The following is a 24,163-nucleotide window of genomic DNA, read 5'->3' as shown; positions in this document are numbered from 1 at the left end:
CCGTGGCACAGGCCCAGGCCCTGGCGCCGGCGTAGGCGTAGCCGGGCCGGGCGGTGGTCGCCGGGTGGGGTGTCAGGTGGTGGTGCCTGCCAGGTGGTGCCAGTGGGGCTGGGTGGATTCGGCGAGGAGTTCGAAGTTGTCGCCGACGGCGACGGGGTGGCCGACCAGATTCAGCAGTTCCAGGTCGCAGGTGCGGTCGCCGTAGGCGTAGCAGTCGACGGGCGGCCGGTTGTGTGTGGTGAGCAGGGTGCGTGCGAGTTCGGCCTTGGCCGGGCCGAACATGGTGGTGAGGACTTCGCCGGTGAAGCGGCCGTCCGTGACTTCCAGGTCGGTGCACAGGATGCGGTCGGCGCCGACATGGTCGGCGATGGGACCGAGGCAGACGGTGAACGACCCGGAAACCAACACGGTGGCAAGGCCCTGTGAGCGGTGGGTGTCAGGGCCTTGAGGACGTCGATGTGGAAGAGACCGCCGCATTCGAGCCGGCTCTCGAACCAGGCGCGTCCGATGCCTGCCACCGTCCCCTTCCCGTAGCCGGCGAGACGCAGGCAGAAGAGGCGATTGCCTTGGAGACGGGGAAGTCCGAGACGCAGCAGGTCTCATGCCTTTTGCCGCAGGCACTGATGTTCCTCGGTGCTGTAGCCGACCGCTGCGAGAAAGAAGTCGCAGAAGCCGAACAAGGTCTTGAAGGTGGTAAGGGTCTCATCGACGCCGAAGGAGTTCGGTAGGCACCCCGCCCCGCCCGTCCCCGCACCCCATCAACCGACCCCGCCCGAAAAATCAATCCAACGACACCTCGAACAGGCGCAATAACAGCGGTCATCACCACTCCTTTCCATCGCCCACCCTCACATCACGCCATCAAAGCCCGATCAAACAAGGGGAAATCAACCCCGACAAGAAACAACGGCACACCTGACCACTCACCCCGGCCAGCCCGCCTACTACTTGAGAAACACCTGGTCTCCACCGGAGCCGTGCGACTACCGGAACAGCCCGCACTGGTAACCGGTAACCGGTACGGGCATTGGGTGCCCGACGCCGGGCACCCCCTGAGGCCGGCTCGGGGGCACTGGGCTCGACCGTGGGAGCACGCCCCTGTGCCAGTCGGGGCGCCGAGATCCACTAGGGTCATCGCGACGTCAAGGCAAGGAATCGGGGGGCACACGTTGCCACACAAGACGGACATCATGGCGGCGACCACGCTCGTGCTGGCACTGTTCGTGGTCCTTTTCAGCAACGCCAGCGCGCCCAAGGGCATCGGCGTACGTCAGGAGGGGAACGGCGTACTACAGATGCAGCCGGGCGAGGTCATGATGATCGGCAAGGACGCCTTCATCCTGGAAGAGCACCACTAACTCGCCTGCGTGAGGGCGTACCGGGCCCTTGGTCAGCTTCGCTCTGCACATCCCACAGATGCCCTCGCGGCAGGAGTGCGGCAGGTCCACGCCGGCGCGCAGTGAGGCGTCGAGGACGCTCCGCGGTACGGGGACCGTGATGGTCGTCTGCACACCGCGGTCGATCACGTGCACCCTAGAGGTCCCCCGCACACGAACGCTTCGCTCAGGTCTTGGGCGAGGTCCGTCGCCTCGGCGAGTTCGCGAAGCTCGGCGTCCGACAGCCTTCCCCACAGCATCGGGTCCGGGGAGCTGCCGCTGCTGTGGACATGCACGACGCGCAGACGCTCACCGTAAGTGCACGCCAGAAGTGGCGAGCTGGCTGCGGAAGATCGTCGATGCGCTGTCGCGGCTGCCGTAGAAGAGGGTGCAGCGGCTGTGCGGCTCGACGGCGAGCACGCTCTTGACGATGGACATCACAGGCGTGATGCCGCTTCCGGCGGCGACCGCGAGCACATGCCGGCTGCGGGAGGGGTCGAGGTCCGTGGTGAACCGGCCGCGCGGGCCGGAGACCTCGACCTGGTCTCCGGCCCGCAGGCGGGTGTTGATCCAGGTGGACACCTTGCCACCGGGCTGCTGCTTGACAGCGATCCGCAGTTTCCCGTCGACGATCCCACTGCAGATGGAGTACACGCGCAGGGCTTGGGCACCGTCGAACACGGCACGCAGCAGGACGTGCTGGCCCGGCCGGAAGCGGAACGCGGCGGTCAGCTCGACGGGGACGGCGAAGCCGACGGAGACGGTGCCGGGGGCCTCCTGCCATACGTCGGTGACTTTCAGTCGGTGGAATCCGCGGGCGGCCGGGGAAGCGGGCGGGTGCGGTGCGCGTGGCCGCCCGAGCCGCCGGGGGCCCGTGCGATACGGCGGTCCGCATGCAGCCGGACCCTGCACAATCTCGCGCTGATCCACCGCACCCGCGGCGACACGAACGAGGCCATACGGCTGCACACACAGGCCATCGCCGTACTGGAGCCGGCCGTCACCGCACACCACCCGACTCTGACCGCCGCCCGCCGGAGCCTGGCCGCCCTCGTCTCCGCACCGGGCGCGAACGTCACATGACTAGGCCTTCGGCTGGGTGAAGCGGATCCGGTTGCCGAAGGGGTCGCGCAGGCCGCAGTCGATTCCGTACGGGCGCTCGGTGGGTTCCTCGGTGAACTCGACGCCCTTGCCCAGCAGCGTCTCGTACGTCGAGCGGCAGTCGTCCGTGGTGAAGATGAGCCAGCCGCCCATCGCGCCCTTGGTCACCAGCTCGCGGACCTGCTCCGCCGTCTCCTCGGACATGGCCGGCGGGCCCGGCCTCTCCAGCAGGATCTGGCGCTCCGGGTGGCCGGGAACGTTGACGGTCAGCCAGCGCATGAAGCCGAGGTCGACGTCCGTGTTGACCTCCAGGCCAAGCTTGCCGACGTAGAAGTCCAGGGCTTCGTCCTGGTCGAGAACGTACATCGCAGAATGTGTGATCGCGTTGAACATGTGCATCACGCTACTGGGCACACCCGGCGAAAACTTATCCAAAACTGCTCACTGCGCGGCACGGACGGTGAGGTCCGAGCGGGAGGTCACACGCTCGGCCGCGTCCACGCCATCGTGAAGCACGTCGGCACACCCGTGGCCGTCGCCGCTTTCCGGTACTCCCGCGGCGACCGGCCGACGATGTCGCGGAACGTTCGGCTGAAGGTCCCCGGGCTGCCGAAGCCGACGTCGAAGCAGATGTCCGTCACGCTGCGGTCGGTCTCCCGCAGCAGGAACATCGCACGCTCGACTCGGCGGCGCTGCAGATAGCGATGCGGCGTCTCACCGAACGTGGCCCGAAAGGTACGCGTGAAGTGCGCCTCCGACACATGGGCGATCCGGGCCAGGGCCGGGACGTCCAGCGGCTGCGCGTAGGCACGGTCCATCGCGTCCCGTGCCCGAAGCATGCGGCGATTGGTCTCTTCTACGGCGCGGCTCACAGCGCCATCACACCACGGCCCCCCACCACCCATGGCAGATGACGTGCGAGTCTGCCGCCTTAGGCTGGGCTCCGTGACAGAATCGAGCCCCTTCGTGCACCCCTGCTGGGGCCTCCAGTTCCATTGGTGGGCAGTGGACTTGGCCGGCCGGGTGGGCATGTTCTCTTCCGCTTTCGGGCCCGTCCCGACTGCGGCCCATGCCCAGGAGTCGACCATGGACGCTGCGACCGCGCAGGCGAGGTCACAGCACCCTGAGTGGTTCGACTGGGTCTGCCACGACGATCCCGAGGAGTGCCCCGAAACGCACTGCGCCGTCTCCTTGGGCCGAGGGCCCTACCTCTTCGCCTGGGACGAGGAGTACGACGACCGCTACACGCGATTTGGTGTGCCGAACGAGCCTCTGTTCGCGTCGCAACTGTCAGGACGGCTGGCCGAGGCCGCCCGGCTGGTCCAGGTGGACTTCCTCTTCGAGCGGTCGATCCGAGTCGACCTGAGGTACCCGGGAGGCAAGGAACTCCTCTCCGGCACGCCTGGTACCGCAACCGGTGACGCCATGGCTCGACGGATCCAGGCACGGCGGATCTAGGCACGGCGGATCCAGTGCGCCGGATCTGGGTACGCGTACTCATGACTCGTCCGACGCGGTGCGGGCACCATGCACGCATGAAAATGCACAAACTGCACACCGCGGCCTCCGCAGTCTTAGTGGCGGCCGTGCCGGTTGCCACATGGGGTCTGATCGGGCGGCAGGACGCAGCCGGCTACTCGCCGTCCGAACTCGACTACGCCGTCCAGCCACTGCCTCTCGCAGCGAGCCTGGAGACTTCCCTCGGTGTCATTTCCCTGGTGCTGACGGTCGTGACCGCAGCACTGCTGGCGTACGCCTCGCGCAGCGACACCTTCGACCGCGGCCGGTGGATGGTGATCCTGCCCCTGATCGTGGCCGGACTGATCGTCGGCGCGGGCTGGCGGGTGCTCACCGCCGGGGTGATCGGCGCGAACATCGGCGCGGGTCTCGTCATCTGGGTGGGCGGTCCAGTGACGGCCGCGCTCCTGTTCTGGGCGCTGTTCGTCGGCCTGAGGGGCCACGACGGAGGCACGGACGGGAACGGCCGGGTACGTCAGTCCACGGTCTGAGTCGGCTGCGCTCAGCCGACGCAGTGGGGCTGGAAGCCAGGGTCGGCCGGGCCCTGCCGGTCCAGGGCGTGCTTCACCCACTGGGCGACGACCGGGTCCTTGGTGGCCTGGTCGTGCTCGGTCGTGTCGAGCGGGCACTTGTCCTGCAGGAGGACGTTGGTGACACGATCTGCCGGGCCGCTCAGGAACGCGCTGGTGTAGGGGAGCACGACCTCGTCGTATCGGGTGGCGAGCTGCGTGTAGTCGGGGCCTGCGGGCGCCTCGGGGTCGGCGTTGAGCTTCTTGAGCAGATCGGAGCCGGTGGTCTGGTCCACACAGGCCGGACAGACGGTGGCTCCGGCGACGAGGGCCAACGGGTTCGAGGTGCCGTGGTTGGACGGCACGATGCCGACGAGGTCGTCCACCTTGGTCGCACCACCGAGGAACTTGATGTAGTAGCGCGGCATCATCCCGCCCTGGCTGTGGCCGACGAGGTCGACCTTCTTCGCGCCGGTGGATCCCAGTACGGCGTTCACGAAGTCACGCAACTCGGACGCCGAGTCGGGGATGGGGTCGGTGGCGGCATGCCCGTAATTGAAGGCGAACACGCAGTAGCCGGCACTCGCGAGGTCCGGTGAGAGCGTGGCCCAGTTCTCGGCCATGGTCTTGAACGTCCCGTTGACCAGGACAACCGGCTTCGGGTGTGTCGAGCTGGGCTTGCACGACCAGTCGTTGGCGCCGGCCGGGGGGACGTCGGTCACGTCGGCATGAGCGGTGGCGGTCAAGCCCATGAAGCCGAGGGCCACCGCCGCCGTAGCAGCGGTCACAAACCGGAGGCGGGAGCGCAGACGCATGGTGAGACCTTTCTCGGACGGGACCACTACCCGAACTGCGGTCGACAATGTCGAACCGTAAGCGGAATAGTTACTTCCGAGTCAGTAGCCGTCAAGGCTTCCGTCACCAGCCCGATGTCACACCTGCACCCCCTTGCGATGACGACTCGCGTCATGCTGGGCAGGGATCGCCGACGGAATGATCAAGTCGAGGAATGAGGGGTGAGGAGTGAGGGGTGAGGAGTGAGGAACCAGGAGCAAGGAGCAAGGCGAGTGATGGGGAAATAACGGGACAAATGCCCTGATTCTCGGTGTGCGGTCGCGGGCCGACCGCACGATGGCGGGCCACCCGGACCGGACCGTGGCGGTCGTCCGAGAGGGGACGTGATGGTCGCCCGGGAGGGGGCGTAGTGGTCGCCCGGGACCGGCGGGTCAGCCGCCCCCGGTAGGTACGGCCATCGCCAGTCGGGCGAGGGAGGCCGCCTCCCGGCTGCCCTCCTCGGCGCTGAACACGTGCACGACCAGGCCCATCTCGCCCGGCACGGCCGGCACGTGCAGCGTCTCGTAGTCCAGGGTGAGCAGTCCGGCCTCCGGATGCCGCAGCCGCTTGCGTCCCGCCGCGCACATCACGACCTCGCCGGTTGCCCAGATCCGGCGGAACTCGGCGCTGTGTGCGGACAGTTCGGTGATGAGCGCGGTCAGTTCCGCATCACCGGGGTAGCGCCCTGCGGACACCTGCAGCTGCCCCACCGCCTCCCTTGCCCGGTCCTCCCACTCGGGGTGGACGGTCCGGGCCGCGGGGTCGAGGAAGAGGTACCGGGCGTTGTTCCGGTCGCGGCGGCCGGGGGCGGCCGGGCCGCCGATCAATTCGACGCCCAGGCGGTTCCAGGCCACCACGTCGAGACGGTGGTTCGTCACGAAGGCCGGGAAGTGGGCCAGGCCGTCCAGGAGCCGCTGCAGCAGCGGGCTGACCCGGGCCCTGGGTGCGGGGTCGCGCCGCGCGCCGGCCAGGGTGGCGAGGTGTCGGCGCTCGGCCGTGTCGAGACCGAGCGCCCCGGCGAGCGCGTCGAGCACCTCGGGGGACGGCTGGGTGGCCCGGCCCTGTTCGAGGCGCACGTAGTAGTCCACGCTGATCCCGGCGAGCTGGGCCAATTCCTCGCGCCGCAGCCCGTGCACCCGCCGGCGACGGCCGCCGACGAGGCCGACCTGCTCCGGCGCCACGCGCCCCCGGCGGGCGCGCAGAAAGCCGCCCAGTGCCTTGCGGGTCTCGCCGATCCCATCAATGCGGTCGATCCCCTCGACCCCGTCGATGCGGTCGGTTCCCTCGCTGTTCGGGGTGCCGTCTTCACTGCGGCTGTCCATGCCGTCCGGGCGCTCGATGTGGTGCGGGCTGTTCATGCGCCCAAGTATGCGTGGCCCTCGCAGTACCAGGATCGCCGTTCCGCCGTTGACCAGGGTGCTGGCTACCCGGCCCCGCCCGGGAGAACGTACGGGCATGACCGAAGCAACACCGCAGCAGCGCAAGAAGATCCTCGTCGTCACCGCCCACCCGGAACCCCGTTCGCTCAACGCCGCGCTGGCCGCCTTCGCGGTCGAGCACCTGCGAGCGGCAGGCCACGAGGTGCGGGTGTCCGACCTCTACGCGATGAAGTGGAAGTCGGCGGTGGACGCCGACGACTTCCCCGACCACAGCGCGGACCACCGGCTGGATGTGCTGGCCGCCCATGAGCAGGCCACGCTGGCAGGTCGCCTGTCGCCCGACATCGCGGCCGAGCAGGAGAAGGTGCGCTGGTCGGACGCGGTGGTCCTGCAGTTCCCGATGTGGTGGTTCTCCGTGCCCGCGATACTCAAGGGCTGGATCGACCGGGTGTTCACCAACGGGTTCGCACACGGCCCGGCGGTCCCCCCGCCCTACAGCGAAGGCGCGCTGGGAGGGCGGCGGGCGCTGGTGTCGGTGACGATCGGCGCCCGTGAGTCGGCGTTCTCCGACCGGGGCATCCACGGGCGGCTGTCGGACGTCCTGCACCCGGTGCAGCACGGCCTGTTCTGGTTCACGGGCATGACGCCGCTCGACCCGTTCGCCGTGTACAGCACCGTCGACCTGCCGGAGGAACGGTTCGAGGCGGCGAAGCGGGAGTACGGCCAACGGCTCGACGGGCTCTTCACCGACGATCCGGTCCCGTTCCGCTCACTCGTCGGCGGCGACTACGACCATGAGATGCGGCTGTTGCCGGATGTGGAGACGTCGGGGACGAGCGGACTCGCCCTGCACGTCCGCCCAACTGCCTGAGGCCCGGGGTCAGTGGTCAGTGGTCAGTGGCCACTGGTCATGGTCACTGGTCACTAGCCACTGGTCTGGCCAGTGGTCGCTGGCCGCCTCACCTCCCTGCCGTACGACGCTCGGCTCGGGTGGGGAGGCGAGGCGGCCGACCCGACGGCTTCCACCAGGCACGATGTGCCTGCACGAACGAGGCCGAGCGCGCCATGCATACCGCCCGGCGCGCGGTGCCTGCCCTGCGGAAATTGCGCTGGACAGACTCCGCCTGCCTGGCCGATAGTGCGCCGCATGGCCTCTGTTGTGCGACACCTCACCATCGACTGCTCCGACGCCTACCGCTTGGGGCAGTTCTGGGCCGCGGTCCTGGACGGCTCCCTCGCTGACGACGACTTCCCCGGCGACCCCGAGGCGGTGGTCACGGCACCCGGCTCGAACCTCCTGTTCATCACGGTTCCGGAAGCCAAGACCGTGAAGAACCGGCTGCATGTCGATCTGCAGCCGCAGGACCGTTCGCGCGATGAGGAAGTGGAGCGGATCCTCGCCCTGGGCGCGACCGTGGTCGGCGATCACCGCAACCCGGACGGGACGGGTTGGGTGACCATGGCCGATCCCGAGGGCAACGAGTTCTGTGTGGAACGCAGCGCGGCCGAGCGGGCACGGGCACGGGCACAGTGAGCTGCGAGAGGTGAACCGAGCCTCAGGTCACGGTCCAGGCTTGAAGCAGGCTAGGCGGCGCCGGGCAGGCCCAGAGCGACCAAGAGGGCTGAGGAGAGCTCCTCCGCGAACTGGGCCGACCCGGTGAGCGCCTGTCGAACGGCTTCCTCATCGGGCGTCAGCCCGGCGGCCGCCGCCCAGGCGAGCGCGCCGGCCACGGCGGGTTCGATCGGGAACTGGTCCAGGGGTATCTCGTAGTCCTCCGCCATATCGCGATTGAGCAGCCCCTCCCAGCTGGTGCCGTCCGGCATGGCGGCCTCGATGAACCCCACGTCGCTGTCGAGGAAGGACACCGCGATGGCCGGCGTCCCCGTTCTCTGTACGAGGGTCGCCATGCTCCGCGGTCCGGCGTCGGCGAAGTCGGTCACCTGCCAGCCGTCCGCCAACGCCTCCGCGTCGTCCATGCCCGTGAACCCGGCTGCCCGCATGAGCTGATGCAGTTCGCCGGTCGACCGCGTCGTCAATGATCCGCCTGAGTTTCCCATGGTCCGCAAGCTAGCGGATGCCTCTGACAATCCAGGTGACAGCCCAGGTCGCAGCCCACGCGGCTCAGTTCTTCAGTGCGACGCCGACCCAGAGGATGTAGTCGTGCTGGGCGCTGGCCTTGGAGCTGCCCTTGAGCTCGTGCCAGCTCTGCCACAGCCTCTTGGCACCGGGATCCTCCGGGCACTCGCCTTGTACGTCCCCGATGGTGGCCTGCATGTACAGGCCGTAGAGCGCCGACTGGAAGCGGCCCGGGGTCGTGTGGAGCGCCGCCGCCTTGGCGTGCGTCTGCTCGAACTCGTCCTGCAGCGACATCTTGTGCCAGTGCTCCTGCGGATAGAGTTCGAAGGGTTTCCCGTTGTCGCTGATGACCGTGGTGCCCCGGTGGCCGGCACAGGTCCAGTCGAGTTCGAGTTGCCAGCAGACCTCCTCTCGACGGGCGGAGGGCAGCAGGCGGAACTGCTCGATGTCCGTGGCGCTGATCGTGAAGGGGAAATCGACCCCGTCCTCCGTGCTGCTCAGCCGTGGCGGGTCGGCGTCGAGGTCGACGGTGAAGCCACGAGGCCGCATTTGGAGGGCGTCGTATCCTCGGCGGAGCGGCCGGGGAAGCCGACGGGACAGCACCACGGGGCGCATCGCGCGCAGCACCACTGCACGGGCGGGCCGTGCCTCCAGGGTGATCACGTGGCTCGCGCCGCTCTTCATGACGGCCGTTGGCGGGTCGGCATCCACCACCAGGCCTCCCAGGCTCGGCAGATCAACCGTGGCGATGATCGGGTCCTCGATATCGCTGCGCACATCACGGGCAGCTGCCGCTCCGTGGACCTCCAGGCGGGCGATCTCCCCCGCCTGGATGATCGTGTGGTGGTGCCCGCCCTCGGCCCGGTTGTGCACGCTGCCGGCCCGATCCTCGTTGCTCATGGCATTCCCCCGTCGGCGAACGTCCGCTGGCCGACCAACGTACTCGGCCAAGGACGGACGGGGCACGGGGGCGATGGCTTCGACCGAAGGCCGCTCATGGCATGAGGCGATGGCATGAGGCGAAGGGGCAGGGGACCAGACGCCGGCGACCGACGGCCCGGGCGGCCTGCTCGCCCCGTCCCTGCACGGGCGGCAGTTGCCCGCACCTGGTCAGCCGGCCGGCGCCACGTTGGTCGCTGCCACCGCGGGGCGCAGGGCACGGGCGATCCTGACACCGTCACCGACGAGCCAGAAGTGGACGAAGAACAGGCGGGGTTTGTCCGTCAAGCCGTGGTTGTGCAGCTCCACGAGCTCGGCCCCGGCCCGCCGCAGGGCCGCCAGGACGTCCTGGACCTCCTTGGCGATCATGGCGCAGTCACCGCTGAGCGCGGCGTAACCACCGCCCAGCGGCTGGAAGTTGAACGCGGTGGTCGATCCCAACCCCGGGGGCAGTACCCGGCGACCGTCGCTGATGGTCTCGCGGCGGACGAAGACGGACTTGTAGATGCCGTCGTCGATGGAGCCCTTCGCGCCCAGCGTGGCATCGATGGCGGCGGTGTCCAGGTCGAGAGGCTGTGGCGGGGCCGATGCCAGCGGGGGCGGTGTGGCGGTGCGGTCGAGCGCCGCCCGAAGGCCGCGGGCCAGGGTCACGGGGTGGTGGCCATGCGCGTGGACGTGCACCCACCAGATGTCGGGCCTCTGGGAGAGCAGGTGCTTGTGGATCGCGGTCAGCCCGATCTCGTGCTCGGTCAAGGCATCGATGAAGGGCTGCAGTTCGGACTCGGCGACCACCAGATCGCCCATCATCATCGTGCTCTCGTCGGCGTAGCGGACGAAGGACACATGCGAGCCGAGGGCCAGCGCCGGCCTGACGATGACGCCGCGGGAGCGGACGAGGAGGTCCCGGCGCGGGAAGGCCGTGTGGTACATCATGTTGCGCTTCATATCGCCCGGGCGGCCCAGCACGTTGGCCACGGCTTCCCAGCCCGATACGGCAGTGGGGACCGGTTTGACCAACCTGCCGTTCTTTCCCCCGGCCGTCCCGGCGGCCATGGCCCGAGCGGGGGCCGACGCCCCGGCCAACATCGGGGCCAGGGCGGCCGCGGCCAGCACGCGCCGCCGCGGCGCACCCGCGTGCGGGTAGTCGTCCTGCTGTGGGGATCCAGCCATCACGTGAGCACCTCCATGACGAGATGGAAGCACGGCGGACCGGCATCAAGGCCGTCACCCGCATCGCTTGAGGCCACATGGGCTAAGCAATCAGCCCCCGGTCCCGGTGCGGGCGGCACGCGGTGGGCGCACGCTGTCCGCGCCACGCCGCGTGCTGCCACGGCGCGGCGCGGTCGAAGCCGGGGCGGGACCGGGACCGGGTCGCGGGGCCCACCCGCCCCTCGCTCATGGCCGCGTGGTCGAGCGCAGGCGGTGCCGTACCACACGCTGGGCGAGCGGACCGAGCTCGTCGAGGGCGGCGGCCAGTACGGCGAGTTGTTCGAGCGCATCGAGGGCGAGCGTCGCACCGCGTTCGTCGACACCTTCGTAGAGTTCGAGACCGACGAACGAGGCCGCCACGGCGCGGGCGAGTCCCGGGATGTCCGTGAACTCGGCGATCGGCGAGCCGTCCAGGACCCTGGCCAGGACCTTCTCGATCTCGTCGATCCACAGCTGCAGGCCGGCAGCGGTGGCGGGCGCGAGACGCGGCTGGGTCTGGGCGGCTGCCAGCAGCTGTCCGAGGAAGGCGACCTGGCCGGCCGCCCGCTCCTCGATGTGCATCTCGCGGCCGAAGGCGAGGAGCTCCGCGAGGCTGCCGATCTTCGCAAGCCGGGCACGGTAGCGCGCGACGCGCTGCTCGGCTCCATGGCGGCAGGCGGCGGCGAGCAGTTCGTCGACCGAGCCGAAGTGATAGAAGACCAAGGCCTGGTTGACGCCGGCCGCCGCCGCGATGGAGCGGGCGGAGGTCTTGGCGATGCCCTGTTCGGCGAGCGTGCGAAGCGCGCCCTCCAGGAGCTTCTCCTTGGTGGCCGGGGCCTTGGTGTCTGCGGCCTTGGTGTCTGCGGCCCTGGTGTCTGCGGCCTTGATATCCGGGGACTTGGCGTCCCCTGCCTTGGTGGTATCCGCCTCGGCACTCTGGGTCCTGGTGTCCCGGCTCATGCCCGCTCCTCCTCGCGTACGGGACGCAGGCCGGCGCGCACTCCGCACGCGTCCACGTCGGAGTATTCGGCGGTGAACGACCCCTCGTAGCCGAACAGTGGGCCGAAGTAGCGGTTGGTCACCCGTACCCGGATTCGGAAGCGGCCGGTGGAGTCGTCGAAGGACTCCCGTACCTCCGCTTCACCGCCGATCAGCGCCGGTACGCGGAGGTCCAACGGCCCTTCGCGGAAGCGGTGTTCACCGGACCGGATGAGGAGCGAGCCGTCCGGCTCGGCCGTGGGGTGCAGGTCGGTGGCGAGGTGCTGGTGGGTGCCGAGGTAATCCAGCACGCAGTCGCGCTCGGGGCTGTGGACCATGGTGGCGTCGAAGCGGCGTGGCCCGCCGGGCAGCGCGAACGTGCGGACGAAGGTGACGGTCTCGCGACCGTGGGAGTCGACGTAGGGGACGTTCTCGATGGTGAAGGGGGTGTCGGTGCCGGTGCGCGGGACGAGGATGTTGCGGCTGGCGCCGAGTGCGAGAAACGGCTTGACGAAGGCGGGGCCGTGCCAGATCCGGTCCATCACACCACGGCCGGTGCAGGCCTCGCCGCTTTCGAGTCCTACGGAGAAGCGCCGCCGTAGTTGCGGGTGGAGCCGGTTGAAGGCGCGGTCGCCCATGACACGTTGGAAGATCGAGGTCATGCGTGCTCCAAGGTGGCGAGTAGGCCGGGCGCCGCGGTAGGCGCGGGTGGAGTGCGGCGGCAGCGGCGGGCGGCCGGGGTCCGGGGCGAGGGCGGCGCGAGGAGCGCGACGACGGCGAGCGTGAGCGTGAGGTACGCGGCGGCGCTCATCTCCGGCAGGTAGGAGGGCTGGACCGCCCACATCATCGCCGTGCAGACGATGGCCGTTGCCACGGCCAGGGCACGGGCCGTCAGCTCGGCGATCGCATACGCGAGTGACCGGGCCGGGCTGATGCCGCGCTCGCACCACAGCCGCAGCCGGTCGAAGGACCAGGCGGTCGCCCAGCCCATCAGCGGCCGGAACACGATCCGGTCGGCGGTGGCACCGAAGTGGCCCCAACGCGGCCGGTAGTCGTAGCCGGTGAGGAACCGCACGCCGTCGGTGGTGGGCACATACCTCCAGTAGCCACTGCCCTCGGCGAGGAGCGAGAGGCGCTGGGGCGAGGCGAATCGGAGGGCCGAGACGCGCTCACCGCCGCTCCGATGTCGCTCCCCCGCCGATATGCCGGTGCCGGCGACGGTCAGGAAGGGCAGCACCCGGGTCGCGTACCGGAAGCGCTGGGGTTCGCCGGGGGCACGCGGCAGGTAGTCGATCTCCGTGAAGCGCAGGTCCCAGCGTTGGTGATGAGCGGGGACCTGGGTCCGTTCCCAGATCGTCTCCATGTCGGCGCGGATATGCGTCTCCACGTAGAGCTTCATGAACGCCCCGTCCTCACTCATCGACCTGCTCCTGGCGCATCGCCATTTGAGCGACTGCTCAAGGTGAAGTTAGCAGGCGCTTGAGCGGTCGCTCAACAGGGGGTGACGGGGCATCATGCGTCGATCGAGGAGACTGCTTTTCGGGCCCGTCGAGGCGCCTTCTTGAGATCTTCCCGAGCTGACCGATGAGCGGTGCGTCCGGACGCGATGGCCGGCCATGCCATCCCGTCCGGACGCGATCAGGCGCGCGTCCCCTCCCGTCCGGACACGCGGCGGCTTGTCACTCCGTGGACTGTCGCCCCGTCAGGATTCTTCGGTTGTCGGCGTCTTGAGGTACTCAGCCAGGATCGCGACGACGCGGGACTCCGTGGCGGCCTTGTCGATGCCGGCGTCGGCGAGCAAACCCGTGCCGTTCTCGTGTTCAAGGAGCGCCAGCAGGATGTGCTCGGTCCCGATGTAGTTGTGGCCCAGGCGCAGGGCTTCGCGGAAGGTGAGTTCGAGCGCCTTCTTCGCGTCGGCGTCGAAGGGAATGAGGGCCGGCATGCTCTCCGCGGCCGCGGGCAGCGCCGCCGTCGCCGTCTGCCGGAGGGTGTCGAGATCGACGTCCTGGGCACGGATCACGTTCGCCGCGAGCGCCTCGGGCTCGGTGAGCAGTCCGAGGACGAGGTGCACGGTGCCGATCTCGTTGTTCCCCGCCGCGTGAGCGGCGTTCTGCGCGGCCACCACGACGCTCCTGGCGCGGGGCGTGTAGCGACCGAAGCCCTGGTTGGGGTCGAGATCGGTCTCACCGGGGGCCTTGGGTACGAACCGCTTCTGTGCGGCCTGGCGGGTGACGCCCATGCTCTTGCCGATGTCGGTCCAGCTGGCGCCGGAGCGCCGGGCCTGGTCCACGAAGTGGCCGATCAGGTGGTCGGCGACATCGCCGAGGTGATCGGCGGCGATCACGGCATCGGTCAGCTGGTCGAGGGCGTCCGTGTGGACCTTCTTGATGGCTTCGATCAGGTCGTCGAGGCGGACGGGAACAGAGGTCTGGGTTGGCTTCTCCATGTGACAACCGTAGGTTGACACCCAGAGGGGTGTCAACCCGAGGTTGACAGTGAATTGTGGTGCCCGGACGGGCGTCGGCGACGGGGGCTCAGCTACCGGGCTCCTCGGCCAGCCAGGCCGCTATGGCCTGGGCGATGGGCTGATCGGTGTCGACCTGGACGAACCCGAACTGGCCGCCCTGGTTGCACTCGAGGAACCACCACACCCCGTCGCAGTCCACGGCGAAGTCGAAGGCGCCGTAGGCGAGTTGGGTGACGTCCATATAGGAGTCGACCGACCGGCGAACGGTGTCCGGAACCTCGGCGGGCTTCCAGGCGCCCTGCTCCGTGAAGCGGCTGTCGACCTCGTCGGCGTCGGCTTCCTTGCGGGCGGCGAAAATGCGACCGCCGACCCAGGTCAGCCGGATATCGGCCCGCTTGCGGATGTGCTGCTGAAACAGCGTCGGCCCGGCCTCCACCGCGGAGAAGTCCGCATCGGGACTGACGCGGGTGGTGGGCAACACCATCGGAGGGTCACCGGGATGCCGCCCCGAAACCGACTTCACCACCAGGTCCTGGTGCTTGGCCGCGAACTGGCGCGCGACCACCGGGAACGAAGTGATCAACGTGGCGGGAACGCTGAAGCCGCTCTGCTGGGCGATATGCAGTTGCCACGGCTTGTAGCGCGCCTGCACGGCCGCGACGGGATGGTTCATCCAACGCGCCGGGGTGCAGAAGAGCATCCCGTACAACGCCTGCTCGGACTCGGCGGACAGCCACTCGGACTGCTCCACGGCACGGGCACCCGGTGCGCCGGGCCGGCGAACCCACACGGACCGCAGGCTGCTCAAGCTCACCATGCGCTCATCCGTCTTCAGATACCCGCGGAAGTCGCCGCCGGCGTAGTCCGCCGACAGGGCGACCCTCCCCGGCAGATCGGCGGGGTCGAGGCGGACAAGCGGAACACCGAGGTCGTGCAGGGCCGCGACCACCATGTCCGCCGTCAAGTCCTCCTCACAGGTAAGAACAAGAACAGTCATGGACGTTCAATCATCGAAGTGCGTCTTGGAACCAGCGGTGGAGGCAGTGGTTCCCGTCGCCAGCAGCACCGCCCGATTGCGGGCGGCCGGACGCCCGTCAGGAAGGACGTTGAGCTGCCGCGCAGCGTCATAGACGTACGGAGCGGCAACCACCGACCTCACCACCGGACGGGCGTAACCCAAAGCGAACGGACGCATACCTTCTCCTTATAAAACCCATGCCCCACCCCCACGGGCAGATGCAGAGACAGGGAGACTTCACCAGACAACTCTGCACAGATGACGCGATCATCCGGTCAAACAGTTGCCTGTTTCGATCGAATCCGAAGAACTGCTTGACGCAGCAACCCTTAGAACGTAGATGCCGCATGACGGGCGCAACCGGACCACCTCCCTCCGCACAGCATCATCCCGATCAGCGGGACAGCACGGCCCCGCCGCTCCGCAGCCCTCTCCTCGACCTGACCCGCCCGTTCCGTCCGGAACCGGAGCGACGACTCATGAACGCGCGCCGCCCTCACGCGCCAATCCACCAACTCCCCTCCCACCCAAGGAACTTGGCATTGACGGTGCAATAGCCCGATTGACAGGGTGACCGGAACTGACCAATTGCGACAGGGGGAAGCATGGGACACCGTGAAAACGACGCATTAGCAGGCACCGGGAACGGTCGCCCGATGAGTCGGGCGAGGTTTCTGAGGACTGCTGCGGGGGCGGTGACCGCTGGGGGCGCGCTGCTCGGCGGCGTCGGCGCGGCGCAGGCGGTGACCGGGCCCGGCAGCTGTGGCAGTACGACCACGGCAACCCGGAGTTCGACACGGTGCTGCCGGGCGACGTGCTCACCATCGGCGACACCATGTATCTGCATGTGGCCGTCCAGAAGCCGTACCCCACCGTGGTGTGGACGGAGATCTGGAAGTCCAACGACTCCGGTGCCACTTGGGAGCACACCGGCTGCCGCTGGGGCAAGGACGGCGACCCGGGCCTGAGCCCGCACTTCCAGATGGTCACCTGGGGGCAGGGCGACAACGGCTATGTGTACTGCTGGTCCACGAAGTTCGACGGCACCGAGTCGGTCATCATGCACCGGGTCCGGGAGGATCAGATCACCAACCCCACGGCGTACGAGCCGTGGACCGAGGCGGGTTGGGGCACCTGGGGCGACCCGGCCAAGTTCGTCCTCACCGGCAAGTACCGCGAGCTGTGCCTGCGGCCGATCGGCGGAAAGTGGCTGTTCACCGGGCTCGACCTGGGCGGCGGACGGATCGTGGCGCACATCCTGGACGTACCGGACGGCGCGCCGGGCCCCGGTCACACCCTGATCCAGGGCGTACCGAACTGGTCGGAGAACGACCCGAACTCCGGCCGCGTCGCGCAGCCGTACGGCGGCTATGTCATCCCGGGCTCCACCCTGAACGACCTGCACATCACGGTCAGCCAGTGGGAGAACCCGGACGACCAGGTGCCGGACTCCTGGTCGTACCACGTGATGCAGTTCCGCGTCCAAGGCCTGGCCGGCTGAGTCGATCCCGGCATGCGGCCGGTCCGCACCGGGCCGCTCCTGCACCGTTCCACCCCCTGTGCACCGTCCCACCCCACTGCGACACATACGCCCCCTCATCAGGAGAGATGGCGTAAGATCTCCAACCAATACGCACGACTTCGAACAACTGTCGCAGTCACCGCACACTCGGAGTATCCCTCCGTACCGGACCAAGGTGACCGCACAGGGGGGAAGGAAAACTCGATGAAGTCATCCCGTCTTCGGCGCCGTCTGGCCGGAACCGCCGCAGCCACCGTCCTGGTCGGCGCCGGTGCGCTGGCCGCCGCGCCGTCCGCCGTCGCCAAGGCCAATCTCCTGGCCATCGGCAAGGTCTCGCTCCAGGCGTCCGGCCTCCGGGCGAACGTCACGTACTCCTGCGACCCCGGCATGAACCACCAGTTGGTCGCCAACGCCACCAAGGTCAACCCGGCCGGCCACGACGAGTCGATCGCCGCGGGCACCATCAAGAGCGCCAAGCTCACCTGCGACTACAACAGCCACGCCGCGCAGGTCTCGCTGCGTCCGGCCGTCGGTTCGCACTTCGCCAAGGGCGACAAGGTGAAGGTCGCGGTCTTCTACTTCGACGAGGACGGGTTCAGCTACGCGCGCCAGGAGACGGTCACCGTCCTCTAGGCCCCCACGCACCCACGCATCCACGCGCTCCCGTCCGGCAGACGACATTCCGTCACACGTCGTCGCCTGCCGGGCGGGAGACGCGCTGGATGGACTACTTGGATGGACTACTTCTTGCCGGCGATCGTGATGATTTCCCGGCTCGTCGTTGGTCCCCGCGCCGCTGACGACCAGCGCACGCACCAGGTCGGGGTGTTCCAGCGCGGTGTCGGCGGCTATGCCCCGCGCCCATCGACAGCCCTACGAGCACCGCCGGGCCGACGTCGAGATGGCGCAGGAGCGCCGCCGGTGCCGGTGTCGCGGTACGCGAGTCGGCCGTCCGCCAGCTCGAACGAGTACACGTCAGAAGGTCATCGATCTGCTGCGTGCACACGGGCCCATGACCGTCCCGCAAATGGGCCGGGCGCAGGCGCTGAGCCGGCAGTTCGTGCAGCGGATGGTCAACGATGCCGCGGCACAGCAACTCGTCGAGGGCATCCCCAACCCCGCTCACCAGCGGTCTTCGTTGATCCGGCGGACCGAGGAAGGCAGCGCGGCCATCACCGGCGCCGTCAGTCGTGAGCGTGCGGTGCTGCGGCAGGTCGGCGGCGATCTGACGGACGCCGACGTCGAGGCCTGTGTGCGGGTGCTCACCGAGATGCTCAGGCTCTTCGACAACGTCGATGTGAACTGATCTGCGCGCGCCGTGCGGTCGGCGGAGCGGTACGGCGGAACGGTCGGCGGCGGGATCAACCTACGGCAGCACGGAACGGATACGTCTGCCTCGGCGCTTTCCCCGCCGCCGCGCTCCCGATCCGGCTCCGGCTCCGGCTCCGGCTCCGGCTCCGGCTCCGGCTCCGGCTCCGGCTCCGGCTCTCTACGATCCTGGCCGGAGAGAGAACCTAGGCCTGGGGGCCGGGCCGCAAGGTGGCGAACAGCCCCTGGGCGCGGGTGCCGTCCGGAAGGTCCCAGGCGCCGGCGACGTGACCGGTCGCCCCCTGCGGGGGAAGGGGCGAGTCGTCTGCGGCCGGCCGAAGTACCCGATGTACGTGCAGGGTTGCGCCGTGCGGCGTGGTCAGCTCGGTGCCCTCATTGTTGTCGGTGGTCGCAGTCGTGGAGCCCGTGGCGATGCGGCCTTCGCCGGTGTAGGAGCGGGTGACGTCCAGGTTCGGGGTGTCGGTGGTGCTTTGGGCCTGGGCCTGGACCCGCCCCTCTATCAGGGCCAGCAACTCGGTGTTCAGCACCTGGTCGTGGAAGCCGTCGTAGACCCAGCGCTGCCCCAGCACTCCGTGCTCCATCGTGCCGACGAGGGCGTGCTCGGCCCCGTCGAGCGGGGCACCGCGATAGGTCATCGGCACGAGGTAGGTGGTCGGTTCAGGTCCAGAGGTGTCGGTGACCACCATGAACTCGATCCCGACCTCGCCTTCCGGATCGTCCAGCCGGAAGCCGCCGGCCTTGGCCAACTGCGGTTCACCCGCGCCGTCGCGGTACCACGGGCGGGTGGGTAGCCAGGTGGTGAGCAGCTCCAGCTTGGTCGGCTTGATGGTGGTGCGGTGGATGACGGCCATGCCGGAGCTTCTCTTTCGTCAGGTGGATATGAGCACCGACAGCTTTTCATCCGCACGGCGCCGGTAGGGCGGTTCTCCGGAGAACAAGATCCGTTGACCGCGGACACGCCGACTCAGCCCAGCCGCACCTCGGACCCGATCGACTGCTCCCGTGCCGCGGCGACGACGAGGGCCGCCGCCGCGGCGTCCTGGGCCGCTACGCCGACGGACTTGTAGAGGGTGATCTGGTCGTGCGAGGAGCGGCCCGGTTTGCTGCCGTTGAGGAGTTCGCCGAGTTCGGCGTGTACGTGCGCTTCGGTGATGACGCCGTCGCGGATCGGGTTCAGCAGATCGCTGCTGCCTGCGGGGAAGGGCGCCAGTGCCGCCTGTCGCGTTTCCACGCACACCAGGGCCTCGGCGATCGTGGCGTCGTCGATCTCACGGCCGGCCGGGTTGAAGCCCACCGAGGTCACATGGACGCCCGGGGTCAACCAGGCGCGGCGGATCACGGGGTCGGTGGCGTGGGTGGTCGCGGCGGCGATGTCCGCGCCGTCGAGGGCCTGCGCGTACGTGGGTGCCGCCTCGACGGGAAGTCGGAGTGCGGCGGTGAGTTCCTCGGCGAGGGCGGCCGCCTTGGTCTCGTTACGGCCCGCTACGCGGATGTGCCGAATCGGGCGGACCCTGCACATGGCCTCGGCATGGGACCGGGCCTGGGCGCCGGTCCCCAGGACCGCCAGCACCGAGGCGTCCTCGCGGGCGAGCAGCCGCGCCGAGAGGGCGGAGCAGGCGGCGGTCCGTGCCGCGGTGATGGCCGTACCGTCCAGCAGCGCCACGGGCTCGCCGGTCTCCGGATCGAAGACGACGATCAGCGCCTGATGGGTCGGTAGAGGTGTGCCGGCGTTGTGGGGGAAGACGGAGACCAGCTTGCTCATGAGTACCCCGGCCGACGGGACACTTCCCGGCATGGCCGCCAGGAAGCCGTCCCGTTCGGGTACCAGCGCGGCGACGCGGTCCGGTGAGGAGGCCCGGCCGGCGCTGAGGTCCGTCATCGCCGATGCCAGGCCGTCGATCAGCGTGTCCACGTCCAGCAGCGCCTCGACCTGCGAGCGACCGAGAACCAGCATCCGCCTCAACCTCCTGATGGCAGCCGTACGGCCGGCGATTCGCCTGGCCCCGGAGTCGACCGTAGCCCCGTACGGACCATCGGGGCGCGGCGCACCGGTGGAACGCGGCTGCGCCGCCAGACTGGCTCTCCGAGCCGCCGTTGAGGGAGACGGCTCCTGTGACGGAAGGGACCCAGACCATGACCACGGACGCCCACCCCGGCCCGCTGCGCCTGCTCGTCTTCGGTGCCGCGCTGCGCGAGGAATCGACCAACGCCCGTCTGGCGTCCCTCGTCGCGGGGATACTGACCGATGCCGGTGCCACCGTGGACCTCGCCGCGATGCGGGAGTTCGACATGCCGCTGTACGACGGTGACCTGGAGACGGCACACGGGCTGCCGGACGGCGCCCTGGCACTGCGTGACCGGCTGGAGTGGTGCGATGCCTTCGTGCTCGCCTCCCCCGAGTACAACGCCTCCGTGCCGGGCGTGGTGAAGAACGCGATCGACTGGGTTTCGCGGGTGAGGCCGCAGCCGTTCAAGACCAAGCACGCGCTGCTCGTCTCGGCGTCCCCGTCCCTGATCGGCGGCAATCGGGGGCTGTGGGCCCTGCGGGTGCCGCTGGAACACCTCGGTACCCGGGTCTACCCCGACATGTTCAGCCTTGCCGGGGCCCACAAGGGATTCACCGAGGACGGGCAGTTGACCGACGCCGGGTTGCAGCAGCGCCTCGGGGAGACGGTGACGGCCTTTCTCCGTCTCGTCGAGGCCGATGCGCGCTATGTCTGCCTACAGCGCCGGTGGTACGAGTTCCCGGGCGACCGCACGGAGGCGCCGGTGACACAGCGGGCGGAGGACTGACGGGCTCCGCCTCGACGCCGCGGACCGGCCTTCGGGGGTGCACCCGGTCGGCGGCGTTCGGGACGCAGGGAGAGAAGCGGGCGCTCATGGTGATCTTATGAAAACTACACGGATGAATCGCTCGCAAAGGGCCGTTTCACGGTCGCTTGCCGCCACCGCTGCCCTGGGTGTCGCACTGGCGACAGGGGCGGCGTCGGCGGCGGCCGCGGTCCCCGACCCGGACGCCGCCACCGGGCCGACGGCCACTCGGCCCCACCATTCCAAGCCTGCTGAGGGACACTCGTACGAGGGCGGGGAACAGCGGAGCCCGTTCGGCGGCAACCACGAAGACGAGTGCAGTCTCATCATCCTCTGCGTCCTGTGACGGATGATCCGTGTACGGCAGGGTGCTCGGCTGCGGGCTGACTCTCGGTCAGGCCGAGGCCGAGCGGCTCTCCTCAGCCTCCGACGCGGAGGTAGTGGCCCCAGTAGCCCTGGTGGCGGCCGTAGCGGGTGGTGAGTTCGGCGAAGGCGGTGTCGTCGAGGGTGCGGCCGTATACGCGTTGGGCGGCGCGGATCATCTCCTTGTCGGGGGTGAGGTGTTCGGTGCGGCCGAGGCCCCGGATCAGGAGGAACGTGGCCGACCAGGGGCCGATGCCGGTCAGGCTCAGGAGCTGGTCGCGGACCTCGTCGTACGGGCCGGTGCGCAGGAAGGCCTCGTCCAGGTCGAGCCACTGGCGGGTGGCGCGATAGAGGTAGCCGGCCTTGCGTTGGTTCCCGATGAGGTGCTGGAGGGCGGGTTCGTCGAGGGTGGCGAGCTGTTCGGCGTCGGGGAAGGCCCAGCGGGGTTCGCCGTCGACGGTGATGCGGTTGCCGATCGCTTCGACCAGGGCCTGCTTCATGTTTCTGGCCACCGGCATGGGGACGCGCTGGCAGAGGATCGCCCAGCACAGCAGTTCCAGCGGTGAGGGGAATTTGACCTGGTGGTAGCCGTACAGTCGGTCCACGACGCGGGAGAACGGCCGGTCGAGGCGGGCGAGGCGGTAGAAGTCGGTGAGGTCGTCGGCAAGGCCCAGGTGGAAGGAGAGCCGGTCCGCGGCGGCTTGGGCGGTGGCGTCACTGATGGGGGCGGCCGCGGTCAGGAGGCAGTCGACGGCCGGTTCGCCGGAAGCCGCCGTCACGCGGGCGCCCAGGGTGGTGCCGTTCTCGCGCAGGGCCAGCGTCAGGGTGTCCTGCGCCGTGCCCTGTTGTCCGGTCATGGCGGGGAACGCGCCGATGAAGGCGAGGGAGGCGGAGAAGGAGAAGGGGGGCCGGGCCGCCAGCCGGACGGTGCGGGTGGCGGATGCCGCTGCGGTGTCGGGTGCGGTCACCGTCCGGCCGTACCCCTGGCCGGCGGTCGGAGGGGAGGTGGCGAAGGCGCCGGCCCCGAGGGATGTGGTGTCGGTCATCGCGGTCTCGCTTCGTTCGGTGGCGGCCCGGAGGGGGAATCAGACCGCGCGGCCGAGCCAGCCGGCCAGGCGGCGGTGGATGTCGGCGTCCTCGGGGACGGGGTGGACCGCGGCGAAGGGCATCTCGCCGCCGCGCGGCTCGGGCGGCAGGACCTTCTGCGCGATGCCGAAGGCCATGTGGGCCAGGTCCTCGTCCAGCTTCGCGTCAGGTGCGATGACCTGGGCGATGTCCCAGGTGTGGGTCACGGTCTCCATCACATAGCCGCTGAGGGCGATCCGGCCCTCGGCCACGCCCCACGGAACCTCGAACTCCGTGGCGAGCTTGTCGTCGTCCGCCCAGGCGGCGAGCGCGCGAGCCCGGGCCCGGCCGACCGCGCCGCCCCAGTCGGTGTCCGCGATCTCGCCGGCCGCCGCGGGGACGTCCATGCCGCGTCCGCCTTCGCCGATGTAGGCGATCCGGTGGAGCGCGCCGACGGTGTGGCTCAGCAGCGCCCGCAGGTCGTACGCCTCGCAGGGGGTCGGCCGGCCGAGGTGGGCCGGGTCGAGGCCGCTCACCAGCTTCTCCAGCTGGTCCATGGCGTTGAGGAACTGGGGGCGGGGGTCGAACGCGTTCATGGGACGCACCTCTCGTACGGGGCCAGGGCGGTGTGCGCGGGCCGGTGAGACCACTTTGCGGGGTGATACCTGACAGGGCCCGTCAGGTTTTAAACTGCGCGGTATGAAAGCCGACCGGCTGCTGTCCATCCTGTTGCTGCTGCAGGCCCGCGGCGGTATCCCGGCGACGGAACTCGCCGCCCAGCTGGAGGTGTCGGTCCGTACGATCTACCGGGACGTCGAGGCGCTCTCGGCCGCCGGGGTGCCGGTGTGGGCCGAGCGGGGGCGCAACGGCGGGGTGCGGCTGCTGCCCGGGTACCGCACCGACGTGACGGGGCTGACCTCCGACGAGGCTCGGGCGCTGTTCGTGCTGGCGGCCGACGGGGCGCACAAGGCGCTGGGGCTCGGCGGCTCGATCGCCTCCGCGTTGCGCAAGGTGATGGCGGCGCTGCCCCCGGATCACCGGCCGGTGGCGGAGCGGACCAGTGAGCGGATCCTGGTCGACCCGGTGCGCTGGATGCAGGGCCGCTCCTCCGACGTGGAGCTGGGCGAACTGCAGCGCGCGGTGTTCACCGACCGGCGGCTGCGGCTGCGCTATCGGCGCAGCGGGGAGGCCGAGGCGGGCGAGTACACCGTCGACCCGTACGGCCTGGTGAGCAAGGCCGGTGTGTGGTACCTCGTCGCCGACCGGGACGGTGCGCCGCGACTGTTCCGGGCGGACCGGGTGCAGGCGGCGGCGGTCGCGGAGGAACCGGTCCGCCGGCGCCCGGGGCTGGGGCTGGCGGAGGTCTGGACGGCGTTGCGGGACGGGGTGGAGCGGGTCCCGGACGAGGTGCGGGTGCGCTGCCGGGTGCGGAGCGAGCGGCTGGACATGTTTCTGCGGATCCAGTCGGCGCATCTCGCCGGGCCGCCGGTGGACCGGGGCGACGGGTGGGCGGAGGTGGAGCTGGCCTTCCGGGCCGTGCGGGCGGCGCGTGCGCTGTTGGTCTTCGGGGCGGACGTGGAGGTGCTGACGCCCGCCTCGGCGCGCGAGGAGCTGACGGCCGCGGCGGCGGAGGTGACGCGGTTGTACGGGGGCGGGGGCGACGGCGCCGGCCGGGGGTGAGGCGCGCGC

Annotated in this window: 32 protein-coding genes and 1 pseudogene; 12 read left to right on the top strand and 21 right to left on the bottom strand. The window is 69.6% G+C overall.

Going from position 1 to position 24,163, the window contains the following annotated elements:
* Positions 1 to 72: 72 nt before the first annotated feature.
* Positions 73 to 477 carry an HAD family hydrolase gene (locus WAB15_RS38140; RefSeq protein WP_407289122.1) on the bottom strand — a complete coding sequence of 135 codons (405 nt, stop codon included), beginning with the start codon at positions 475 to 477 and terminating at the stop codon, positions 73 to 75.
* Here WAB15_RS38140 and WAB15_RS38135 point away from each other — a divergent pair.
* Positions 459 to 728 carry a hypothetical protein gene (locus WAB15_RS38135; RefSeq protein WP_407289121.1) on the top strand — a complete coding sequence of 90 codons (270 nt, stop codon included), beginning with the start codon at positions 459 to 461 and terminating at the stop codon, positions 726 to 728. The genes WAB15_RS38140 and WAB15_RS38135 overlap by 19 nt on opposite strands.
* 441 nt (positions 729 to 1,169) lie before the next feature.
* Entirely contained in the window at positions 1,170 to 1,358 is a 189-nt protein-coding gene (locus WAB15_RS38130) for a hypothetical protein (RefSeq protein WP_399148580.1), read from the top strand.
* Here the strand turns inward: WAB15_RS38130 and WAB15_RS38125 are convergent.
* A complete protein-coding gene (locus WAB15_RS38125; RefSeq protein WP_407289366.1) occupies positions 1,290 to 1,511 on the bottom strand; it encodes a 2Fe-2S iron-sulfur cluster-binding protein in 222 nt (73 codons plus the stop codon). The genes WAB15_RS38130 and WAB15_RS38125 overlap by 69 nt on opposite strands.
* Before the next feature lie 174 nt (positions 1,512 to 1,685).
* A complete protein-coding gene (locus tag WAB15_RS38120) occupies positions 1,686 to 2,069 on the bottom strand; it encodes an FAD-binding oxidoreductase (RefSeq protein ID WP_407289365.1) in 384 nt (127 codons plus the stop codon).
* Here WAB15_RS38120 and WAB15_RS38115 point away from each other — a divergent pair.
* Positions 2,040 to 2,459 carry a tetratricopeptide repeat protein gene (locus WAB15_RS38115; RefSeq protein ID WP_407289379.1) on the top strand — a complete coding sequence of 140 codons (420 nt, stop codon included), beginning with the start codon at positions 2,040 to 2,042 and terminating at the stop codon, positions 2,457 to 2,459. The genes WAB15_RS38120 and WAB15_RS38115 overlap by 30 nt on opposite strands.
* Here the strand turns inward: WAB15_RS38115 and WAB15_RS38110 are convergent, their stop codons facing one another.
* Positions 2,460 to 2,870: a VOC family protein gene (locus WAB15_RS38110; RefSeq protein WP_399148518.1), complete on the bottom strand. Its 411-nt coding sequence runs from the start codon at positions 2,868 to 2,870 to the stop codon at positions 2,460 to 2,462.
* 86 nt (positions 2,871 to 2,956) lie between these two features.
* Positions 2,957 to 3,349 (bottom strand): helix-turn-helix domain-containing protein, encoded by a 393-nt coding sequence (locus WAB15_RS38105; protein ID WP_407289120.1) that lies wholly within the window; start codon positions 3,347 to 3,349, stop codon positions 2,957 to 2,959.
* A 214-nt stretch (positions 3,350 to 3,563) separates the two neighbouring features.
* On the opposite strand from WAB15_RS38105, the gene WAB15_RS38100 reads away from it, so the two are divergent.
* Positions 3,564 to 3,935, top strand: coding sequence for a hypothetical protein (locus WAB15_RS38100; protein ID WP_407289119.1), 372 nt, complete (start codon positions 3,564 to 3,566; stop codon positions 3,933 to 3,935).
* Positions 3,936 to 4,012: 77 nt separating this feature from the next.
* Positions 4,013 to 4,486, top strand: coding sequence for a hypothetical protein (locus WAB15_RS38095; RefSeq protein WP_407289118.1), 474 nt, complete (start codon positions 4,013 to 4,015; stop codon positions 4,484 to 4,486).
* Positions 4,487 to 4,497: 11 nt separating this feature from the next.
* Here the strand turns inward: WAB15_RS38095 and WAB15_RS38090 are convergent, their stop codons facing one another.
* Positions 4,498 to 5,292, bottom strand: a complete 795-nt coding sequence (locus WAB15_RS38090; protein ID WP_407289117.1) for an alpha/beta fold hydrolase — start codon at positions 5,290 to 5,292, stop codon at positions 4,498 to 4,500.
* A 438-nt stretch (positions 5,293 to 5,730) separates the two neighbouring features.
* Positions 5,731 to 6,696 (bottom strand): helix-turn-helix transcriptional regulator, encoded by a 966-nt coding sequence (locus WAB15_RS38085; RefSeq protein WP_407289116.1) that lies wholly within the window; start codon positions 6,694 to 6,696, stop codon positions 5,731 to 5,733.
* Between the two features lie 97 nt (positions 6,697 to 6,793).
* On the opposite strand from WAB15_RS38085, the gene WAB15_RS38080 reads away from it, so the two are divergent.
* Both WAB15_RS38080 and WAB15_RS38075 read left to right on the top strand, forming a co-directional pair.
* On the top strand, positions 6,794 to 7,588 hold the full coding sequence (locus tag WAB15_RS38080; RefSeq protein ID WP_407289115.1) for an NAD(P)H-dependent oxidoreductase: 795 nt from the start codon (positions 6,794 to 6,796) through the stop codon (positions 7,586 to 7,588).
* A 276-nt stretch (positions 7,589 to 7,864) separates the two neighbouring features.
* Positions 7,865 to 8,251 carry a VOC family protein gene (locus WAB15_RS38075; protein WP_407289114.1) on the top strand — a complete coding sequence of 129 codons (387 nt, stop codon included), beginning with the start codon at positions 7,865 to 7,867 and terminating at the stop codon, positions 8,249 to 8,251.
* A gap of 50 nt (positions 8,252 to 8,301) precedes the next feature.
* On the opposite strand, the gene WAB15_RS38070 is transcribed toward WAB15_RS38075, so the two are convergent.
* From WAB15_RS38070 to tgmA, 9 genes are all read right to left on the bottom strand, one after another.
* Complete coding sequence (locus WAB15_RS38070) at positions 8,302 to 8,775, bottom strand: hypothetical protein (RefSeq protein WP_399148510.1); 474 nt, start codon at positions 8,773 to 8,775, stop codon at positions 8,302 to 8,304.
* 64 nt (positions 8,776 to 8,839) lie between these two features.
* A complete protein-coding gene (locus tag WAB15_RS38065; RefSeq protein ID WP_407289113.1) occupies positions 8,840 to 9,694 on the bottom strand; it encodes an acyl-CoA-binding protein in 855 nt (284 codons plus the stop codon).
* A gap of 210 nt (positions 9,695 to 9,904) precedes the next feature.
* Positions 9,905 to 10,903: a DUF1259 domain-containing protein gene (locus WAB15_RS38060; RefSeq protein WP_407289112.1), complete on the bottom strand. Its 999-nt coding sequence runs from the start codon at positions 10,901 to 10,903 to the stop codon at positions 9,905 to 9,907.
* Positions 10,904 to 11,128: 225 nt separating this feature from the next.
* Complete coding sequence (locus WAB15_RS38055; protein ID WP_407289111.1) at positions 11,129 to 11,881, bottom strand: TetR/AcrR family transcriptional regulator; 753 nt, start codon at positions 11,879 to 11,881, stop codon at positions 11,129 to 11,131.
* The gene (locus WAB15_RS38050; protein ID WP_407289110.1) at positions 11,878 to 12,561 is read right to left on the bottom strand and encodes a DUF4166 domain-containing protein; all 684 of its coding nucleotides are present in this window, start codon (positions 12,559 to 12,561) and stop codon (positions 11,878 to 11,880) included. The genes WAB15_RS38055 and WAB15_RS38050 overlap by 4 nt, the downstream gene beginning before the upstream one ends.
* Positions 12,558 to 13,298: a hypothetical protein gene (locus tag WAB15_RS38045; RefSeq protein WP_407289364.1), complete on the bottom strand. Its 741-nt coding sequence runs from the start codon at positions 13,296 to 13,298 to the stop codon at positions 12,558 to 12,560. Before WAB15_RS38045 ends, WAB15_RS38050 begins: the two co-directional genes overlap by 4 nt.
* 303 nt (positions 13,299 to 13,601) lie before the next feature.
* The gene (locus WAB15_RS38040) at positions 13,602 to 14,345 is read right to left on the bottom strand and encodes a Clp protease N-terminal domain-containing protein (protein WP_407289109.1); all 744 of its coding nucleotides are present in this window, start codon (positions 14,343 to 14,345) and stop codon (positions 13,602 to 13,604) included.
* An 88-nt stretch (positions 14,346 to 14,433) separates the two neighbouring features.
* The gene (gene tgmB, locus WAB15_RS38035) at positions 14,434 to 15,363 is read right to left on the bottom strand and encodes an ATP-grasp ribosomal peptide maturase (protein ID WP_407289108.1); all 930 of its coding nucleotides are present in this window, start codon (positions 15,361 to 15,363) and stop codon (positions 14,434 to 14,436) included.
* A gap of 6 nt (positions 15,364 to 15,369) precedes the next feature.
* Positions 15,370 to 15,561: a putative ATP-grasp-modified RiPP gene (tgmA, locus tag WAB15_RS38030; RefSeq protein ID WP_384441964.1), complete on the bottom strand. Its 192-nt coding sequence runs from the start codon at positions 15,559 to 15,561 to the stop codon at positions 15,370 to 15,372.
* Between the two features lie 451 nt (positions 15,562 to 16,012).
* On the opposite strand from tgmA, the gene WAB15_RS38025 reads away from it, so the two are divergent.
* A complete protein-coding gene (locus WAB15_RS38025) occupies positions 16,013 to 16,885 on the top strand; it encodes a DUF4185 domain-containing protein (protein WP_407289363.1) in 873 nt (290 codons plus the stop codon).
* Between the two features lie 225 nt (positions 16,886 to 17,110).
* Positions 17,111 to 17,539 carry a hypothetical protein gene (locus tag WAB15_RS38020; protein ID WP_407289107.1) on the top strand — a complete coding sequence of 143 codons (429 nt, stop codon included), beginning with the start codon at positions 17,111 to 17,113 and terminating at the stop codon, positions 17,537 to 17,539.
* 150 nt (positions 17,540 to 17,689) lie between these two features.
* On the opposite strand, the pseudogene WAB15_RS38015 reads toward WAB15_RS38020, so the two are convergent.
* A pseudogene (locus WAB15_RS38015) lies at positions 17,690 to 17,825 on the bottom strand (alpha/beta fold hydrolase); the annotation flags it as partial.
* Here WAB15_RS38015 and WAB15_RS38010 point away from each other — a divergent pair.
* Positions 17,808 to 18,212: a MarR family winged helix-turn-helix transcriptional regulator gene (locus tag WAB15_RS38010; RefSeq protein ID WP_407289362.1), complete on the top strand. Its 405-nt coding sequence runs from the start codon at positions 17,808 to 17,810 to the stop codon at positions 18,210 to 18,212. The pseudogene WAB15_RS38015 and the gene WAB15_RS38010 sit on opposite strands and share 18 nt — an antisense overlap.
* A gap of 208 nt (positions 18,213 to 18,420) precedes the next feature.
* On the opposite strand, the gene WAB15_RS38005 is transcribed toward WAB15_RS38010, so the two are convergent.
* On the bottom strand, positions 18,421 to 19,086 hold the full coding sequence (locus WAB15_RS38005; RefSeq protein ID WP_399148501.1) for a maltokinase N-terminal cap-like domain-containing protein: 666 nt from the start codon (positions 19,084 to 19,086) through the stop codon (positions 18,421 to 18,423).
* Between the two features lie 113 nt (positions 19,087 to 19,199).
* Positions 19,200 to 20,189, bottom strand: a complete 990-nt coding sequence (locus tag WAB15_RS38000; RefSeq protein ID WP_407289106.1) for an ornithine cyclodeaminase family protein — start codon at positions 20,187 to 20,189, stop codon at positions 19,200 to 19,202.
* A 179-nt stretch (positions 20,190 to 20,368) separates the two neighbouring features.
* Here WAB15_RS38000 and WAB15_RS37995 point away from each other — a divergent pair, with 179 nt between their 5' ends.
* Positions 20,369 to 21,028, top strand: coding sequence for an NADPH-dependent FMN reductase (locus WAB15_RS37995; protein WP_407289105.1), 660 nt, complete (start codon positions 20,369 to 20,371; stop codon positions 21,026 to 21,028).
* Between the two features lie 437 nt (positions 21,029 to 21,465).
* Here the strand turns inward: WAB15_RS37995 and WAB15_RS37990 are convergent, their stop codons facing one another.
* Both WAB15_RS37990 and WAB15_RS37985 read right to left on the bottom strand, forming a co-directional pair.
* Positions 21,466 to 22,455, bottom strand: a complete 990-nt coding sequence (locus WAB15_RS37990; RefSeq protein WP_407289104.1) for a DNA-3-methyladenine glycosylase family protein — start codon at positions 22,453 to 22,455, stop codon at positions 21,466 to 21,468.
* 39 nt (positions 22,456 to 22,494) lie between these two features.
* Positions 22,495 to 23,070, bottom strand: a complete 576-nt coding sequence (locus WAB15_RS37985; protein ID WP_399148497.1) for a TIGR03086 family metal-binding protein — start codon at positions 23,068 to 23,070, stop codon at positions 22,495 to 22,497.
* 103 nt (positions 23,071 to 23,173) lie between these two features.
* Here WAB15_RS37985 and WAB15_RS37980 point away from each other — a divergent pair, with 103 nt between their 5' ends.
* On the top strand, positions 23,174 to 24,154 hold the full coding sequence (locus WAB15_RS37980; protein ID WP_399148496.1) for a helix-turn-helix transcriptional regulator: 981 nt from the start codon (positions 23,174 to 23,176) through the stop codon (positions 24,152 to 24,154).
* Positions 24,155 to 24,163: the final 9 nt, after the last annotated feature.

Origin of the sequence: Streptomyces sirii, from assembly GCF_045690365.1 — a bacterium.
GTDB lineage: Bacteria > Actinomycetota > Actinomycetes > Streptomycetales > Streptomycetaceae > Streptomyces > Streptomyces sirii.
Note: the sequence above shows the minus strand (reverse complement) of the source record. Positions and strands in the feature narration are given on the sequence as shown.